Here is a 15,994-nt window from a genome sequence, read left to right as displayed (position 1 = left end):
CTGACTCAGGGGGCACTCGTCCCGGCATACGGGTTTGCGTGGTACCCACGCTCAGTCCGCAAGGGTCAATGTCTGTCCTGCGCAGACATGGAAGCGTTTCCATCCTGTCCTCGACGGCGAGGCAACGGGCAGCGGGGCTATACTTACGTTTTTCCCGCACCCGCCACAGGAAATACATGAGCATCGAACAGCTGGCTGAAACCGCCCAGGCCATGGTCGCCCCGGGCAAGGGCATCATCGCGATCGACGAATCCACCGCTACCATCGCCAAGCGTTTCGCCGGCGTCGGTATCGAGAACACCGAGGAGAACCGTCGTGCCTACCGCGAGCTGCTGCTGACCACGCCGAAGCTCAACGAGCACATTTCCGGCGCCATCCTGTACGACGAAACCATCCGCCAGTCGACCAAGGACGGCGTGCCGTTCGCCAAGTACATGGCCGACCACGGCATGATTCCGGGCATCAAGGTGGACAAGGGTGCACATCCGCTGGCCGGCTGCCCGGGCGAGCTGGTCACCGAAGGCCTCGACGGCCTGCGTGAGCGCCTGCAGGAGTACTACAAGCTGGGTGCGCGCTTCGCCAAGTGGCGTGCGGTCATCAATATCGGCGACAACACCCCGTCGGGCACCTGCATCGAGTCCAACGCCCATGCGCTGGCCCGCTATGCCGCCCTGTGCCAGGAATGCGGCCTGGTGCCGATGGTCGAGCCGGAAGTGATCATGGACGGCGACCACGACATCGAGACCTGCTACGAAGTCACTGAAGCCACCCTGCGTTCGCTGTTCGATGCGCTGTACCAGCAGAACGTGCTGCTGGAAGGCACCATCCTGAAGGCCTCGATGGTCATCTCCGGCAAGGGCTGCGATGAGCAGGCCGATGTCGAGGAAGTGGCCGAGTCCACCGTGATGTGCCTGAAGAGCACCGTGCCGGCGATCCTGCCGGGCGTGGTGTTCCTGTCCGGTGGCCAGACCGACGAGCAGTCGACCGAGCACCTGAACGCGATGAACCAGCTGGGCAACCTGCCGTGGCCGCTGAGCTTCTCCTACGGCCGCGCCATGCAGCAGGCCGCGCTGAAGCTGTGGGCCAAGGACATGAAGGGCAACTACGCCGCTGCACAGAAGACCGTGTACGAGCGCGCCAAGGACAACGGCCTGGCCGCGCTGGGCAAGTGGAACGGCTGAGCCGCCTGCTTCCCCGCATGAGGTAACACCGCAGGCGCCGGCATCATGCCGGCGTCTGCTTTTGTGGGTATCGTTGCTGCTCCCCTGCGCAGGGCCTGTGCGCCAGGGCTTTCCGCAAAGGCCATGGAGAATCCCAATGCGTACCACCGCAATCGCGCTGGCCATCGCCACGCTGCTGTCCGTGGCAGGCTGCAACCGTACCGTACCGGCCCGGCCGAGCCGGCGGGCAGGGTGCCCGTGCTGCAGTTCGACAGGCCGGTGTCCGGCGAGATCACGGCGCGCAGCGGCATGAACTTCAACAACGGCAGCCGCCATCAGCTGTACCAGATCACCGTGCAGGACAAGCAGCGCGTCGGCATCACGTTGACCGGCACCCTACGCGGCGCGATGACCGTCTTCCACGACGGCAAGGTGGTGGCCCGCAGCCGCACCCACTACGAGGGCGGCGACGTTGCTGTCGCGTTCCGTGCCGAGGGTGGCGGCAGTTACCAGGTGGCGGTGAACGCCAATGCGCCGGAGACCTACGGCCCGTTCCGGCTGCGCGCGGAAGTGCTGAAGCCCCACGACGGCTCGCCGATCATCAACGCGGGCCATGTGTCCGACCTGCTGCTGGAGTCGTCGCAGGCGTACACGCTGCAGGTGGACACGGCCGGCCTCTACACCATCGATCTGCGTTCGGACGTGTTCGATACCCTGCTGGCGCTGGAGGGCGAGGGCCAGGATGCCGAGAACGACGATGGCGGCGAAGGCAGCGATTCGCGCCTCAGCCTGCTGCTGCAGCCGGGCCGCTACACGCTCAACGTCAGCAGCCTGGATGAGGAGGAGAACGGCGCGTTCACCCTGGATGTCCAGCGCAGCAACGCGCCGGCCGAATCGCACAGTAGATCCACGCCACGCGTGGATGATCGGCATCACCGGTAGAACCACGCCATGCGTGGATGGCGTTTCCGCCACCCACCCTGCTGGGTGTCAATGCGCCGCAGCGTACCCGGCATCACCCAGCGGCGGCTGCGGCAGGATGCGTTCGGCCTCTACCGCCTGGCCGGCCGCACTCAACGCCTGCTGATAGGCCTTCGCCGTGGCGGTATTGAACGCCACCAGCACGATGCGCATCGGCTGCGCATGGCTGCGCTGCCACGCCAGCGTCTCGGTCACCGCCACCTGCGCGGCCTGGTACAGCGGGTAGCCGTAGACGCCGCAGCTGATGGCCGGGAACGCGATCGACTGCACGCCCAGCGATTCGGCCAGCTGCAGCGATTTCCAGTAGCAGTTGGCCAGCAGGGCGGGTTCGTCGCGTTGGCCGTCATGCCAGACCGGGCCGACCGTGTGCAGCACGTGCCGCGCGGGCAATGCATGAGCGTCGGTGGCACGCACTTCGCCGGTCGGGCAGCGCACACCCGGGCGCAGTTCCGGCAGGCGTTCGCACTCGGCCAGCAGCCCCGGTCCGGCTGCACGGTGGATGGCACCGTCCACACCGCCCCCGCCGAGCAGGGTTTCGTTGGCCGCGTTGACGATCGCATCCACCGCCAGGGTCGTGATGTCGCCCTGCCACACTTCGATCTTCATGCGTCCGTCTCCTGCCTGTTTTAGTTGCGCGCCGTGCCCGCGCTGGCTGCACCCACCGTAGTGGAGAGGGCATCCATGCTGCGTCATGACCGTCTCACGCGCTGCGATTACGGCCCTTGCGCACGATGGGGGCAATAACCTTCACGCAGGCTGAAGTGGTAGCGCCGGGCCATGCCCGGCGGAAAACGAAAACGCCGGGCAGGGCCCCGCGCTACCGTGGGGTGACCAACCCGTGCCGCTTAGGGCAGGCCGGCCAGCCAGTCGTCGTCGGAACCTTCGTTCACATCGGCGAACAGCGGCGTGGAGAAGTAGCGTTCACCGGTGTCCGGCAGCATCGCCAGGATCACCGCGCCCGGCTCGGCGCGGGCGGCCACGTCCAGCGCGCTGGCGAGCGTCGCGCCGGCGGAGATGCCGACGAAGATGCCTTCCTCCGCCGCCAAGCGGCGCGCGGTGGCGATGGCGCGGTCGTCCTCGACGGTGAGCAGTTCATCGACCACGTCGCGGTTGAGCACGTCCGGCACAAAATCCGGGGTCCAGCCCTGGATCTTGTGCGGCTTCCAGTCATCGCCCTTCAGCAGCGCGGCGCCGGCCGGTTCGGTGGCGACGATGCGGGTCTGCGGGCGCGCGACCTTCAGCACTTCGCCGACGCCGGTGAGGGTGCCGCCGGTGCCCCAGCCGCTGACGAAGTAGTCCAGGCGCCTGCCGGCGAAGTCGCGCAGGATCTCCGCCGCCGTGGTGTTGCGGTGGTAGGCCGGGTTGGCCGGGTTGGCGAACTGGCTGGCGAGGAACCAGCCGTGCTCTTCGGCCAGCTCGCGCGCCCTGCGCACCATGCCGCTGCCGCGTTCGGCGGCCGGGGTCAGGATCACCTTGGCGCCATAGGCGCGCATCAGCTTGCGGCGCTCCACCGAGAAGGTCTCGACCATGGTGGCCACGAACTTGTAGCCGCGCGCGGCGGCGACCATCGCCAGGGCCACGCCGGTGTTGCCCGAAGTGGCCTCCACGATCGTGTCGCCGGGCTTGAGCAGGCCGCGTTCTTCGGCGTCGAGGATGATGGCCAGCGCCAAGCGGTCCTTCACCGAGCCGCCCGGGTTGAACGACTCGACCTTGGCGTACACGGTGACGCCCTGCGGAGCCAGGCGCTGCAGTTTGACGATGGGGGTGTTGCCGATGGTGTCGAGGATGGAGTCGTACAGGGCCATGGAAGCGCTCCGGAAGCGGGCCGCGCCGGGGGGCCGGCGGGCGGAAGGGGGGAGGCTGGCCGTTCAGGCCAGCGGCTGCCGGCTGACCGTAGCGCCGGCTTATGACGCCCGGAAATGACCAGATACCTTTCTTAAACAACGTTTGGTTATAAGCTGGTGATGGCAATAGACCCTAGAGTGAACCTCCGCCCCCCGCGCCCCCGCCCGCCATGACGCTTACCCAGCTGCGCTACCTGGTCGCCATTGCCGACGCCGAGATGAACATCACGCTCGCGGCCTCGCGCGTGCACGCCACCCAGCCAGGCCTGTCCAAGCAGCTCAAGCAGCTGGAGGACGAGCTGGGCTTCCTGCTGTTCGTGCGCAAGGGGCGCAGCCTGGAATCGGTCACCCCGGCAGGTACCGAAGTGATCACCCGCGCCCGCGCGGTGCTGGCCGAGGCCAACAACATCCGCACCTATGCCGCCAATCAGCGCCGCGAAAGCCAGGGCCAGCTGATCCTGACCACCACCCACACCCAGGCGCGCTTCGTGCTGCCGCCGGCGGTGGCAGCGATCAAGCAGGCCTACCCGCAGGTGAGCGTGCACCTGCAGCAGGCCGGTGAGGCCGATGCGCTGGACCGGCTGAACCAGGGTGATGCCGATATCGCGATCATCAGCACGGCCGGTGGCGAACCGACCGATGGCATCGCCGTACCGCTGTTCCGCTGGCGCCGGCTGGTGGTGGTGCCCAAGGGCCACCCGCTGGACCGTGCCGGCCGCGCGCCGGACCTGGTCGCGCTGTCCCGCCAGCCACTGATCAGCTACGAATCCTCCACCCGCCCTAATTCCTCGCTGCAGCGTGCTTTCGCAGCCAACGGTCTGGTGCCGGACCTGGCGCTGACCGCGCTGGATGCGGACCTGATCAAGACCTATGTGCGCACCGGCCTCGGCGTCGGCCTGCTGGCCGAGATGGCCGTGAGTGCCAATGACGAAGACCTGCGCGCGTGGCCGGCGCCGGAGCCGATCACCGAGTGCATCGCGTGGGCGGTGCTGCCGCGCGACCGGGTGCTGCGTGATTACGCGCTGGAGCTGGTGCGTGTGCTGGCCCCGCAGATTGATCCGCGTGACCTGCGGCGGGTGCTGGATGGCAACCAGGCGGCTGCGTGGCCGGTGCCGCCGACGTGGGAGTCGCTGACCCAGACCATCACGGTCTGAGGGGTGGGGTTTTGGCAGGGCTTGCAGCCCTGCACCTGCTGCAATCAACGGCAACGTCAAAAGCGGGCGATCCGTGGGTTGGCGGGTCGGTGTCGGATTGCGGGGACGCCGCAAGTACGTTCCTGTAGGCTTGGCCACCGCATCCATGCGGCGGACACCCCGCAATCCGACACCGCCCCACCTTCGACAGGTTCACGCGGCTGTTGGTAGGTGTCGACCGTTGGTCGATACATCTGTCAGATATCGATATTTAAAATTGGGTCGGAGCCCGGCTGGTAGATCCACGCCATGCGTGGATGAAATCTGTCAGACATCGAATGAACTCATCCACGCATGGCGTGGCTCTACTGTGTGGACTCCGACCCAGTGCCGACCAACGGTCGGCACCCACCAAAGCAGAACGACGGACTGACAGATCGCGGAAAACTGTCGAAGGCGGGGTGGGTCCGGTTGAGGGGGCGTGAGCCGCATGGATGCGGCGACCGAGCTTACATGGACGTACTTGCAGCGTCCCCCTCAACCGGACCCACCCCGCCAACCCACGGATAGCACGCTTCTGCTGTTGAGGTTGCCGGCCAGCGGCCGGCACTACCGCAGGTGCAGGGCTGCAAGCCCTGCCGGGACAAAAAAAACAGGGCCGGACCCCGCCAGGGCCGACCCCCGCCTGGCGCCCTCAGCCAGGCAGCCTCGACTGTACGATGACAGCGCACGATAAAGTGCGCGTGGATACATCCCGACATACGCCGACACTGCCCCGGCGAGCCTTGCACGGAACGGGTTCACGGCGCCACCGCAGGGCCTGTTCCACGCCAGTAAACGCTTGGCACATATCGCTTTCGCAGCCCCTTGCCTACACTCGGCGGCCGTGCATCAACCAGGACCTTTCATGTTGGCTCGTATTGCTTCGATCCTGGCCCTTGGCCTCAGCCTGGCCGTCCTGGCTGGGTGCGCAGGCAAACAGGAGGCCGCCGCGCGTCGGCAGGGCGAAGCGGTGCCGGTCACCGCGCAGGTCGTGCAGCCCTCGCAGTGGAACGACACCCTGCAGGCGCTGGGCACGGCCAAGGCCCGTGAATCCATCAGCGTCACCGCCAAGGTCAGCGAGATCGTCGACCGCGTGCACTTCGAAAGCGGCCAGCAGGTTGCCGCCGGCGCGCCCATCGTGACCCTGCGCGGGCAGGCCCAGGAGGCGGCGCTGGTGCAGGCGCAGGCGACCTTCCACGAGGCCGACCAGCTGTACAAGCGGCAGCGCGAGCTGGCCACCCAGCGCCTGGTCTCCAGCGCCACCCTCGATACCCAGAAGTCGATCCGCGACGCCGCCGAAGCGCGCGTGGCGCAGATGCAGGCGGACATCGGCGACCGTCGCGTACGTGCACCGTTTGCCGGCGTGCTCGGCATCCGCCAGGTCAGCCCGGGCACGCTGCTGACCCCGACCACGGTCATCGCCACCCTCGATGACATCGAGCGCATGCACGTCGATTTCCAGGTGCCGGAAGTGGAAATGGCCGCGCTCTCCAACGGCGACAAGGTCAGCGCGACCAGCGTCGCCTGGCCAGGCCGCACCTTCGAAGGCGAAGTGACCACCATCGATGCACGCGTCGATCCGGCCACGCGTGCGGTGACCGTGCGCGCCGACTTTGCCAACGCCGACCACGCGCTGCGCCCGGGCATGCTGCTGGACGTGCGCCTGTTCCGCCCCGAGCGCCCCGCGCTGGTGGTGCCGGAAATCGCCGTGGTGCAGGTCGGTCGCGATACCTTCATCTACCGCATCAAGGCCGACGACACTGTCGAACGCGTTGATGTGACCACCGGCGCGCGTCGTGCCGGCGTGGTCGAGATCCGCCAGGGCCTGCAGGGCGGCGAGCGCATCGTCGTCGATGGCACCGGCAAGCTGCGCGCCGGCCTGAAGGTCGCCGCCACCGACGCCGCGCCGGCCAACGGCAGCGCACCGGCCAAGGCGCCGGCTGCGGCACCTGCACCGGCCGAGGGCAACGGCGGATGAAACTGTCGGACATTTCCATCCAGCGGCCGGTGTTCGCCGTGGTGATGAGCCTGCTGCTGGTGGTGCTGGGCATCATGTCCTTCACCCGCCTGACCCTGCGCGAGCTGCCGGCCATCGATCCGCCCATCGTCTCGGTGTCGGTGGACTACACCGGTGCTTCGGCGGCAGTCATCGAGAGCCGCGTCACCCAGGTGCTGGAAGATGCGCTGGCCGGCATCGAAGGCATCGATACGATCAACGCGCGCAGCAGCAACGGCCGCTCGCAGGTCAGCATCGAATTCACCTCCAACCGCGATATCGAAGCGGCCGCCAACGACGTGCGCGACGCGGTCAGCCGCGTGGCCGACCGTATGCCCGAAGAGGCGCGTCCGCCGGAAATCGCCAAGGTCGAGAGCGATGCCGATCCGATCATCTGGTTCAACATGTCCTCCACCACGATGGACACGCTGGAACTGAGCGACTACGCCGACCGCTACGTGGTCGACCGTTTCTCCAGCCTGGACGGCGTGGCCCAGGTCCGCATCGGTGGCCGCCAGCGTTACGCGATGCGCATCTGGCTGGACCGCGACCAGCTGGCCGCGCGCGGCCTGACCACCGGCGACGTGGAAACCGCGCTGCGCAACGAGAACGTGGAACTGCCGGCCGGCCGCATCGAATCGACCGACCGCGACTTCACCCTGCGCGTCGAGCGCAACTACGTGAAGCCCGAGGATTTCGCCACCATCCCGCTCGGCAAGGGCAGCGACGGCTACGTGGTGCGCATGGGCGACGTGGCCAAGATCGAGCTGGCCTCGGCCGAGCGCCGCGCGTATTTCCGCAGCAACGGCGAACCCGGCGTCGGCCTGGGCATCGTAAAGACCTCGACTGCGAACTCGCTGGACGTGGCCCGGGCCGCGCGCGCTGAAGCAGAAAAGATCGCCGCGACGCTGCCCGAAGGCACGCAGATCGTGGTCACCTTCGACAACACCACCTTTATTGAAGCAGCGGTTGACCGCGTCTACGCGACCCTCGTCGAAGCAATGCTGCTGGTGCTGGCGGTCATCTGGCTGTTCCTGGGCAGCTTCCGCGCGGCGCTGATTCCGGCAGTGACCGTGCCGGTCTGCCTGGTCGCGGCCTTCATCGCGCTGTACGCCTTTGGTTTCTCGATCAACCTGCTGACCCTGCTGGCCCTGGTGCTGTGTATCGGCCTGGTGGTGGACGACGCGATCGTGGTCGTGGAGAACGTGCAGCGCCGCATCGACCTGGGCGAACCGCCGCTGGTCGCCTCCAAGCGCGGCACCACCCAGGTCGCGTTCGCGGTCATCGCTACCACCGCCGTGCTGGTGGCAGTGTTCCTGCCGGTCGGCTTCCTGGAAGGCAACACCGGCCGCCTGTTCCGCGAACTGGCCGTGGCGCTGGCCGCAGCGGTGGCGTTGTCGGCGTTCGTCGCGCTGACGCTGACCCCGATGATGGCTTCCAAGCTGCTCAAGCCGCACACCGGGCACGCGCCGCGCGGCCTGTATGGCGTCATCAACCGCAACCTGGAACGCCTGGCGTCCGGCTACGGCCGCGTGCTCGACCACCATGTCGACCGCCTGTGGATCTACCTGGTGGTGATGGCGCTGGCGCTCGCCGCCAGCTGGGGCCTGCTGAAGATCCTGCCGTCCGAGCTGGCCCCGGCCGAGGACCGCGGTTCGTTCCAGATCATGATCGACGGCCCGGAAGGCGCCGGCTACGACTACACCGTGCAGCAGGTACAGCAGGTCGAAGCACTACTGGCCCCGCACGTGGGCGCCGACAAGACCATCGCCCGCGCCAACCCGCGCGTGCCCGGCGGTTTCGGTGCCAGCGAGGAAATGCACACCGGCCGCGTCAGCGTGTTTCTGCAGCCGTGGCGTCAGCGCACCGAAAACACCGTGGACGTAGCCAACGACCTGCAGAAGGAACTGGACACCCTGCGCGGCGTGCGCGTGCGGACCCAGGTCGGTGGCGGCCTGGTGCGCAGCGGCGGCCAGCCGTTCCAGATCGTGCTGGGTGGCCCGGAATATGCCGAGATCGCGCAGTGGCGTGACCGCATCCTGCTGCGCATGGCCGACAATCCCGGCCTGGTCGGCCCCGATTCGGACTACAAGGAAACCCGCCCGCAGATGCGGGTGAACATCGACCGCCAGCGTGCGGCCGACCTCGGCGTGCCGGTCACCGCGATTGGCTCTGCGCTGGAAACCATGATGGGCTCGCGCCGCGTCACCACCTTCGTCGACAACGGCGAGGAGTACGACGTGCTGGTGCAGGCCGGCCGCGATGGCCGCGCCAGCCCCGCCGACCTGGCGGCCATCCGCGTGCGAGCCAACTCCGGCGAACTGGTGCCGCTGTCCAACCTGGTCACCCTCAGTGAAGTGGCCGAGGCCGGCACCCTGAACCGCTTCAACCGCCTTCGCTCGATCACCATCAGTGCGGGTCTGGCGCCGGGCTATCCGCTGGGCGAGGCCATCGCCTGGGCGCAGCAGGTCACCCGCGAGGAGCTGCCGCAGTATGCGCAGATCAACTGGAAGGGCGAGTCGCGCGAATTCCAGAGCGCGGGCGGCGCGGTGCTGCTGACCTTCGCGATGGCCCTGCTGGTGGTCTACCTGGTGCTGGCGGCGCAGTTCGAAAGCTTCATCCACCCGCTCACCATCATGCTGACCGTGCCGCTGGGCGTGCTCGGCGCGCTGGTCGGCCTGTGGGTGAGTGGCGGCACGGTGAACCTGTTCAGCCAGATCGGCATCGTGATGCTGGTCGGCTTGGCGGCCAAGAACGGCATCCTGATCGTCGAGTTCGCCAACCAGCTGCGCGATGACGGGCGCACCGTGCGCGCGGCCATCATCGAATCGGCCGTGGTCCGCCTGCGCCCGATCCTGATGACCTCGATCGCCACCGTGGTCGGCGCCATCCCGCTGGTGGTGGCCGGCGGCCCGGGTTCGGCCAGCCGTGGCACCATCGGCATCGTGATCATCTTCGGCGTCACCCTGTCCACGTTCCTGTCGCTGTTCGTGGTGCCGGCGTTCTACGCGCGCCTGGCCCCGTACACGCGTTCGCCCGAAGCAGTGAAGCGCGAACTGGAGAAGCAGGAAGCCGAGTCGCCTTCGGTGGGCGGTCATGCCTGACCGGCATGCACGTGGGGTCGGACCCCTTTCCCCGGGGGAAAGGGCTCTAACCCCAAGCCTGCAGGGCGAAGGTTTCACCCTGCGCCCTGGCACGCCGGCGACCTCGAATCGCTGCTGCACCACGCCAACGACCCCGCCGTCTCGCGCGGCCTGCGCGACCGCTTCCCGTACCCGTACACCCGCGAGGATGGCGAGGCCTTCCTGGCCGGCCGTGTACTCGCCCCCGGCACCCTCAACCTGGCCATCGAGATCGACGGCAGGGTAGAGTCGACTGTTAGTCGACTAACACGCGCGGCGCGGGCATTTCCGCGACTGGGCGTAAGATCAGTCGGCTAACAGTCGACTCTACCGGGCGCGCCAGGGCATCATGACCCGCGTCGTGGCCTTGTTCGCCCCCTGGGTGATGGACGAGCTGCGCCTGTTCAGGCTGCAGGCCGAGGTGCTGGACTTCAACGAAGGCTCAGCCCGCGTGCTGCTGGCCAATGGCTTCATTGAAGAGGGCACTGCCCGCTGCGCGGTGTACAAGCGTGGCCAGCTGCACGATCTGCGCCGCTTCGCCCGGGTACGCAGGCAGCTGCCCTGCCCGGCGGAGAACATGCCCCGCATCTGGCGCTACCGCAGCGACCTTCGATCAGGGAGAATCGGTTCCGTCCCTTCCAGCCGACGGGACGTCCTCACAACCCGCCGACTGGAGAGAGCGCGCGTGGAAGCAACCATCCATTTCATCAACAGCATCATCTGGAGCAAGGCCCTCATCGTGGTGTGCCTGGGCGCCGGCCTGTACTTCAGCCTGCGCACCCGCTTCATGCAGATCCGCGGCTTCTTCGAGATGTGCCGCCTGACCGTGCAGGGCGAGAAGTCCGAGGCCGGCGTGTCTTCCTTCCAGGCCCTGGCCATGTCGATGGCCGGCCGCATGGGCATCGGCAACATCGCCGGCGTGGCCACCGCCATCGCCTTCGGCGGACCGGGCGCCATCTTCTGGATGTGGGTGATGGGCTTCCTCGGCGCATCCACCTCGTACGTGGAATGCACCCTGGCGCAGATCTACAAGACCAAGGACGCCGAAGGCCGCTACCGCGGTGGCCCGGCGTACTACATCGAAAAGGCCATGGGCCTGAAGTGGTATGCGCTGGCCTTCGCCATCGCCACGATCATCGCCGCCGGTTTCCTGATGCCGGGCGTGCAGGCCAATGCCATCGCTGACAGCGTCATCAACGCCTGCCGCGGCACCGCTGTGTGCGGCCCGCTGGATGGCCAGATGCTGGGCATGAGCGCGGTCGAAGCGCTGAAGCTGGGCATCGGCATCGTCGTCGCCCTGCTGCTGGGCGTGGTGATCTTCGGCGGCGTCAAGCGCATCGCCAACTTCGCCGAAGTGGTGGTGCCGTTCATGGCCGCCGCCTTCATCCTGATGGCCATCGTCATCATGATCATCAACTACGACCGCGTGCCGGAAATGTTCGGCATCATCTTCGACAGCGCGTTCGGCACCCATGCCGCGTTCGGCGCGATGATGGGCCTGGCAGTGGAGTGGGGCATCAAGCGCGGCATCTACGCCAACGAAGCCGGCCAGGGCTCGGGCCCGCACGCGGCTGCCGCGTCGGAGGTCTCGCACCCGGCCAAGCAGGGTTACGTGCAGGCGTTCGCCATCTACTTCGACACCATGATGGTGTGCACCGCCACCGCGTTCCTGATCCTGGCCAGCGGTACGTACAACGTTTACTCGCCTGCGGGCGCCAGTGCGCCTCCGATTTTCCAGGGCCTGGCCGGTATTCCGGAGGGCGCCGGCTACGCGCAGGCCGGCGTGGAAGCGGTGCTGCCGGGCTGGGGCGCGGCGTTCGTCTCGATCGCCATCTTCTTCTTCGCCTTCACCACCATCATGGCCTATTACTACATGGCCGAAACCAACCTGACCTACGTCAACCACAACAAGAAGCGCCCGCTGACCGTGCTGGTGCTGCGCCTGGGCATCATCGCCATGGTCGTGTTCGGCGCATTCCACAATGCGACCCTGGCCTGGGCGCTGGGTGACATCGGTGTGGGCCTGATGGCCTGGCTGAACATCATCGCCATCCTCATCGTGCAGAAGCCGGCCATGCTGGCCCTGCGTGACTACGAACGACAGAAGAAGCTGGGCCTGGATCCGACGTTCGACCCTGATGCCCTGGGCATCAAGAACGCGGACTTCTGGCGCCAGCGCAAGCAGGAGAGTGTGTAAGTGAACAACCCTTGGAACAACCGCCGTCCGTCCGCCCGTCCGCCGCGCGCAACGCCGTTGCCGCGCGCGGAGGTGCCGGCCACCGGCGGTGGCGGCCGCGGAGGCAACGATGAGCTGCGCCTGTTCGGCCTGAACGCCGTGCTGGCCGCCTTCGAAGCGCGCCCACAGGCGCTGCGCAAGCTGTACCTGCTGGAGGCGCGCATTCCGCGCCTGCAGCCGTTGCTGAAGTGGTGCGTGGCCAACCGCGTGGGCTACCGCGTGGTGGAGGACGGCGACCTGAACAAGCTGGCCGGCACTACCCACCACGAAGGCGTGGTCGCCGACGTGCTGCGTGCGCCGGCGCTGCCGCTGGCGCAGTGGCTGCAGCAGGTGGGCGATGGCCCGGCACTGGCGCTGTGGCTGGATGGCGTCGGCAACCCGCACAACCTGGGCGCGATCCTGCGGTCGGCCGCGCACTTTGGCGCGAAGGCGCTGCTGCTGCCGGCCGGCAGCACGCTGGCGCTGTCGGGTGCCGCCGCGCGCGTGGCCGAAGGTGGCGCCGAGGCCCTGCCGCTGGTGCAGCTGCCCGATGACGCAGATGCCATGGCGCAGTTGCGTGCTGCCGGCTTCGGCCTGGCCGCAACCCTGGTCGAGGGTGGCCAGGACGTGTTCCGTGCCGAGCTGCCGGCGCGCCTGGTCTACGTAATGGGTGCCGAGAGCGAAGGCATGGACCGCGCGCTGGCCAGCCAGTGCGACCAGCAGGTCTCCATTCCCGGCAGCGGCGCGGTGGAGAGTCTAAACGTCGCCTCGGCGACGGCGGTGCTGCTGGCACAGTGGGCCAGCCGACGCGGCTGAGTTGCCGGATCGGGGTCAGAACCCTCGCGCATGCGAGGGCGCTGACCCTAGGCAGTTGCTAAGCACGCTTTGCAATTCGCAACGCCCGTTGATCATTTGAAACTTTCCTTATTGGTCTGCCATTTCCGGCGACGCAGGGTGGAACTCCATCCCTCGTTGTTACCGGAGTGGCTGTCATGTCCCACCTGCAACGCACCCTGTCCGTCTCCCTGCTGCTGGCCTGTGCACTGGCCAGTGCCAGCGCCCGTGCTGATGCCAGCGAGCACAGCCTGGAAAACGTCAATTTCATGGGGCCGTTGATCACCCCCAATCCCGCCGGCCTGCCGCAGGGCCGCTGGTTCCTCGAACCCTACCTGGTCCGCGTCGACAGCACCGCGCACTACGATGCCGACGGCAAGCGCCGGCGCAGCGCGCAGGACAGTGGTGCCTGGGCGGTGGTCATGCCGGTGATGTACGGCTTCAGCGACCGCCTCATGGGCCAGGTCAACCTCAGCGCCTCGCGTGCCGAATCCGGCGGAGGGCACAGCGGCGGCTTCCGTGCCGGTGATACCACTGCCCGCCTGCAGTACCTGCTGCAGGCACCGAATGCCGATGGCACCCGGCCCGCGGTGTCGCTGGCGCTGACACAGCGCTTCAGCACCGGCAGCCACGACCGCATCGGCGGCAACCCACTGGATGCGCAGGGTGATGGCGTGCAGCGCACGACCCTGGCGCTGGGCATGCAGCAGGTGGTGTGGATGCCTAACGGGCGGCCATTGCGCTGGCGCGGGCAGCTGATGGCCGGGCCTGCGCCCGCGCGTACGGCACTATCCGGCGCCAGCGTCTACGGCACCGAAGCGGGCTTCCAGGGCCACATCGCGCGAGGCTCGGTGCTGGGGCTTTCGGTGGCCGGCGAGTACAGCTTCAACGACCGCTGGGTGGGGGTGATGGAAGTCGCCGCCAGCCGCGAAACCGGCCAGCGCCTGATCGGCTTCATGCCCAGCCCCGACGGCAACGGCCGTCGTGTCAATGAACTGCGCCCGGCCAGCCGCTCGCTGACCCTGGCGCCGGCGGTCGAGTACCACTTCAGCCCGTCGCTGGGCCTGATCGCCGGCGTCGAGTTCACCGTGGCCGGCCGCAACACCGGCCGCATCGTCAGCCCCCAGGTCGCCCTGGGCGTGTTCTTCTGAGGGGCCGCACATGATGAGCATCGAATCGATCGTCAACGTCCTGCTGGGCATCATCTGGAGCCCGTGGCTGGTCGTGCTCTGCCTCCTGGCCGGCCTGTATTTCAGCGTGCGTACGCGCTTCATCCAGCTGCGCGCGCTGCCGGACATGCTGCGCCTGATGTTCCGCCACGAGCGGTCCGCCGCGGGCGTTTCCCCCTTCCAGGCGCTGTCGCTGTCACTGTCCAGCCGGGTCGGTGTGGGCAACATCGCCGGTGTCGCCATGGCCATCGCCTTCGGCGGCCCGGGGGCCATCTTCTGGATGTGGATCGTGGCCTTCCTCGGCGCCTCCAGTGCCTTCATCGAATCGACGCTGGCGCAGATCTACAAGGAGCGCGATGCCAGCGGCCAGTACCGGGGCGGCCCGGCCTATTACATCGAAAAGGGCCTGGGCCAGCGCTGGTATGCGGTGCTGTTCGCGCTGGTCACCGTGCTGGCGGGGGCGATGTTGGCCGGCACCCAGTCCAATGCCATCACCAGCGCGGTGAACGAGGCCTGGGGCATCCCGGTGGCGGGCACCACGGCGGTGCTGCTGGCTGTCCTTGCGGCGGTGCTGTACGGCGGCGTGCGCCGCATCGCCCGCGTTGCCGAGTGGGTGGTGCCGATCATGGCCGTGGCTTACCTGCTGGTCGCCGCCGTGGTCATGGTCATCAACGTCGACAGGGTTCCCGAGGTTCTCGCGCTGGTGCTGCGCAGTGCGTTCGGCGTGGACGCCGCGTTCGGCGCGATGATCGGCACCGCCATCCAGTGGGGCGTGCGTCGTGGCGTGCTGTCCAACGAGGCGGGCATGGGCAGTGGTGCGCATCCGGCCGCAGCGGCGGAAGTCTCGCATCCGGTCAAGCAGGGCCTGGTGCAGTCGTTCTCGGTCTACATCGATACCATGGTGGTGTGCAGCGCAACCGCGTTCCTGATCCTGTCGACCGGGCTGTACAACGTCTACGATCCGGCCGTGAACGGTGTGCCCGACGAGGCACGCCTGCTGTTCGCAAACCTGCCGGGTGTCGAGGCCGGGCCGCGTTACGTGCAGCATGCGGTGGAATCGGCGCTGCCGGGCTTCGGCAAATCGTTCGTCGCGCTTGCGATCCTGCCGTTCGCGTTCACCACGATCCTGGCGCTGTACTACATGGCCGAAACCAACGTCAGCTACCTGTGCCGTGATCGTCCCGGACGCGCGACGGTTACCGGTTTCCAGCTGCTGTTCCTGGCCGCCACGGGCTATTCGGCGGTCAACACCGCAACGGTGGCCTGGGCACTGGGCGATATCGGCGTTGGCATGATGAGCTGGTTGAACATCATCGCCATCCTGCTGCTGCAGCGCCCCGCACTGGCGGCACTGCGCGATTACGAGCAGCAGAAGCGCAGGCGGCGTGATCCCTTGTTCAACCCGCAAACCATCGGAGTGCGCAACACACGGGTCTGGGAGAGCTGAACGAAAGCGGGGTCAGATCCCTCGCCCAAGGGCGAGGGATCTGACCCCATC

General features: G+C 67.6%; 11 protein-coding genes and 1 pseudogene. 10 read left to right on the top strand and 2 right to left on the bottom strand.

The genetic code is table 11. The annotated features are described in order from the left end of the window. Positions 1-176 precede the first annotated feature (176 nt). Both FJU31_RS09215 and FJU31_RS09210 read left to right on the top strand, forming a co-directional pair. Positions 177-1,181: a class I fructose-bisphosphate aldolase gene (locus tag FJU31_RS09215; RefSeq protein WP_108766146.1), complete on the top strand. Its 1,005-nt coding sequence runs from the start codon at positions 177-179 to the stop codon at positions 1,179-1,181. A gap of 123 nt (positions 1,182-1,304) precedes the next feature. Beyond that, entirely contained in the window at positions 1,305-2,102 is a 798-nt protein-coding gene (locus tag FJU31_RS09210) for a hypothetical protein (protein ID WP_150454485.1), read from the top strand. Positions 2,103-2,150: 48 nt separating this feature from the next. Here FJU31_RS09210 and FJU31_RS09205 read toward each other — a convergent pair whose 3' ends face one another. Continuing rightward, the gene (locus FJU31_RS09205; RefSeq protein ID WP_150454484.1) at positions 2,151-2,747 is read right to left on the bottom strand and encodes an O-acetyl-ADP-ribose deacetylase; all 597 of its coding nucleotides are present in this window, start codon (positions 2,745-2,747) and stop codon (positions 2,151-2,153) included. 239 nt (positions 2,748-2,986) lie between these two features. Then, positions 2,987-3,946, bottom strand: coding sequence for a cysteine synthase A (gene cysK / locus FJU31_RS09200; RefSeq protein WP_150454483.1), 960 nt, complete (start codon positions 3,944-3,946; stop codon positions 2,987-2,989). Between the two features lie 209 nt (positions 3,947-4,155). Between cysK and FJU31_RS09195 the strand changes: the two genes are divergently transcribed. The 8 genes and pseudogenes from FJU31_RS09195 to FJU31_RS09160 all read left to right on the top strand — a co-directional run bounded on the left by FJU31_RS09195 (position 4,156) and on the right by FJU31_RS09160 (position 15,943). Beyond that, positions 4,156-5,139: a LysR family transcriptional regulator gene (locus FJU31_RS09195; RefSeq protein WP_150454482.1), complete on the top strand. Its 984-nt coding sequence runs from the start codon at positions 4,156-4,158 to the stop codon at positions 5,137-5,139. Between the two features lie 886 nt (positions 5,140-6,025). After that, positions 6,026-7,138 (top strand): efflux RND transporter periplasmic adaptor subunit, encoded by a 1,113-nt coding sequence (locus FJU31_RS09190; RefSeq protein WP_150454481.1) that lies wholly within the window; start codon positions 6,026-6,028, stop codon positions 7,136-7,138. Continuing rightward, a complete protein-coding gene (locus tag FJU31_RS09185; RefSeq protein WP_116862709.1) occupies positions 7,135-10,260 on the top strand; it encodes an efflux RND transporter permease subunit in 3,126 nt (1,041 codons plus the stop codon). The genes FJU31_RS09190 and FJU31_RS09185 overlap by 4 nt, the downstream gene beginning before the upstream one ends. Continuing rightward, positions 10,253-10,825 (top strand): annotated as a pseudogene (locus tag FJU31_RS19625) (GNAT family N-acetyltransferase); the annotation flags it as partial. The gene FJU31_RS09185 and the pseudogene FJU31_RS19625, both read left to right, overlap by 8 nt. A 138-nt stretch (positions 10,826-10,963) precedes the next feature. Further along, positions 10,964-12,475: an alanine/glycine:cation symporter family protein gene (locus tag FJU31_RS09175; RefSeq protein WP_150454529.1), complete on the top strand. Its 1,512-nt coding sequence runs from the start codon at positions 10,964-10,966 to the stop codon at positions 12,473-12,475. Continuing rightward, positions 12,476-13,309, top strand: a complete 834-nt coding sequence (locus tag FJU31_RS09170; RefSeq protein WP_150454480.1) for a TrmH family RNA methyltransferase — start codon at positions 12,476-12,478, stop codon at positions 13,307-13,309. A 176-nt stretch (positions 13,310-13,485) separates the two neighbouring features. Beyond that, the gene (locus FJU31_RS09165) at positions 13,486-14,478 is read left to right on the top strand and encodes a hypothetical protein (RefSeq protein WP_150454479.1); all 993 of its coding nucleotides are present in this window, start codon (positions 13,486-13,488) and stop codon (positions 14,476-14,478) included. Between the two features lie 13 nt (positions 14,479-14,491). Continuing rightward, positions 14,492-15,943, top strand: coding sequence for an alanine/glycine:cation symporter family protein (locus tag FJU31_RS09160; RefSeq protein WP_150454478.1), 1,452 nt, complete (start codon positions 14,492-14,494; stop codon positions 15,941-15,943). Positions 15,944-15,994: the final 51 nt, after the last annotated feature.

The organism is Stenotrophomonas cyclobalanopsidis (assembly GCF_008710035.1).
GTDB lineage: Bacteria > Pseudomonadota > Gammaproteobacteria > Xanthomonadales > Xanthomonadaceae > Stenotrophomonas > Stenotrophomonas cyclobalanopsidis.
The sequence above is the reverse complement of the archived record's forward strand: the minus strand, read 5'-3'. Positions and strand labels throughout refer to the sequence as shown.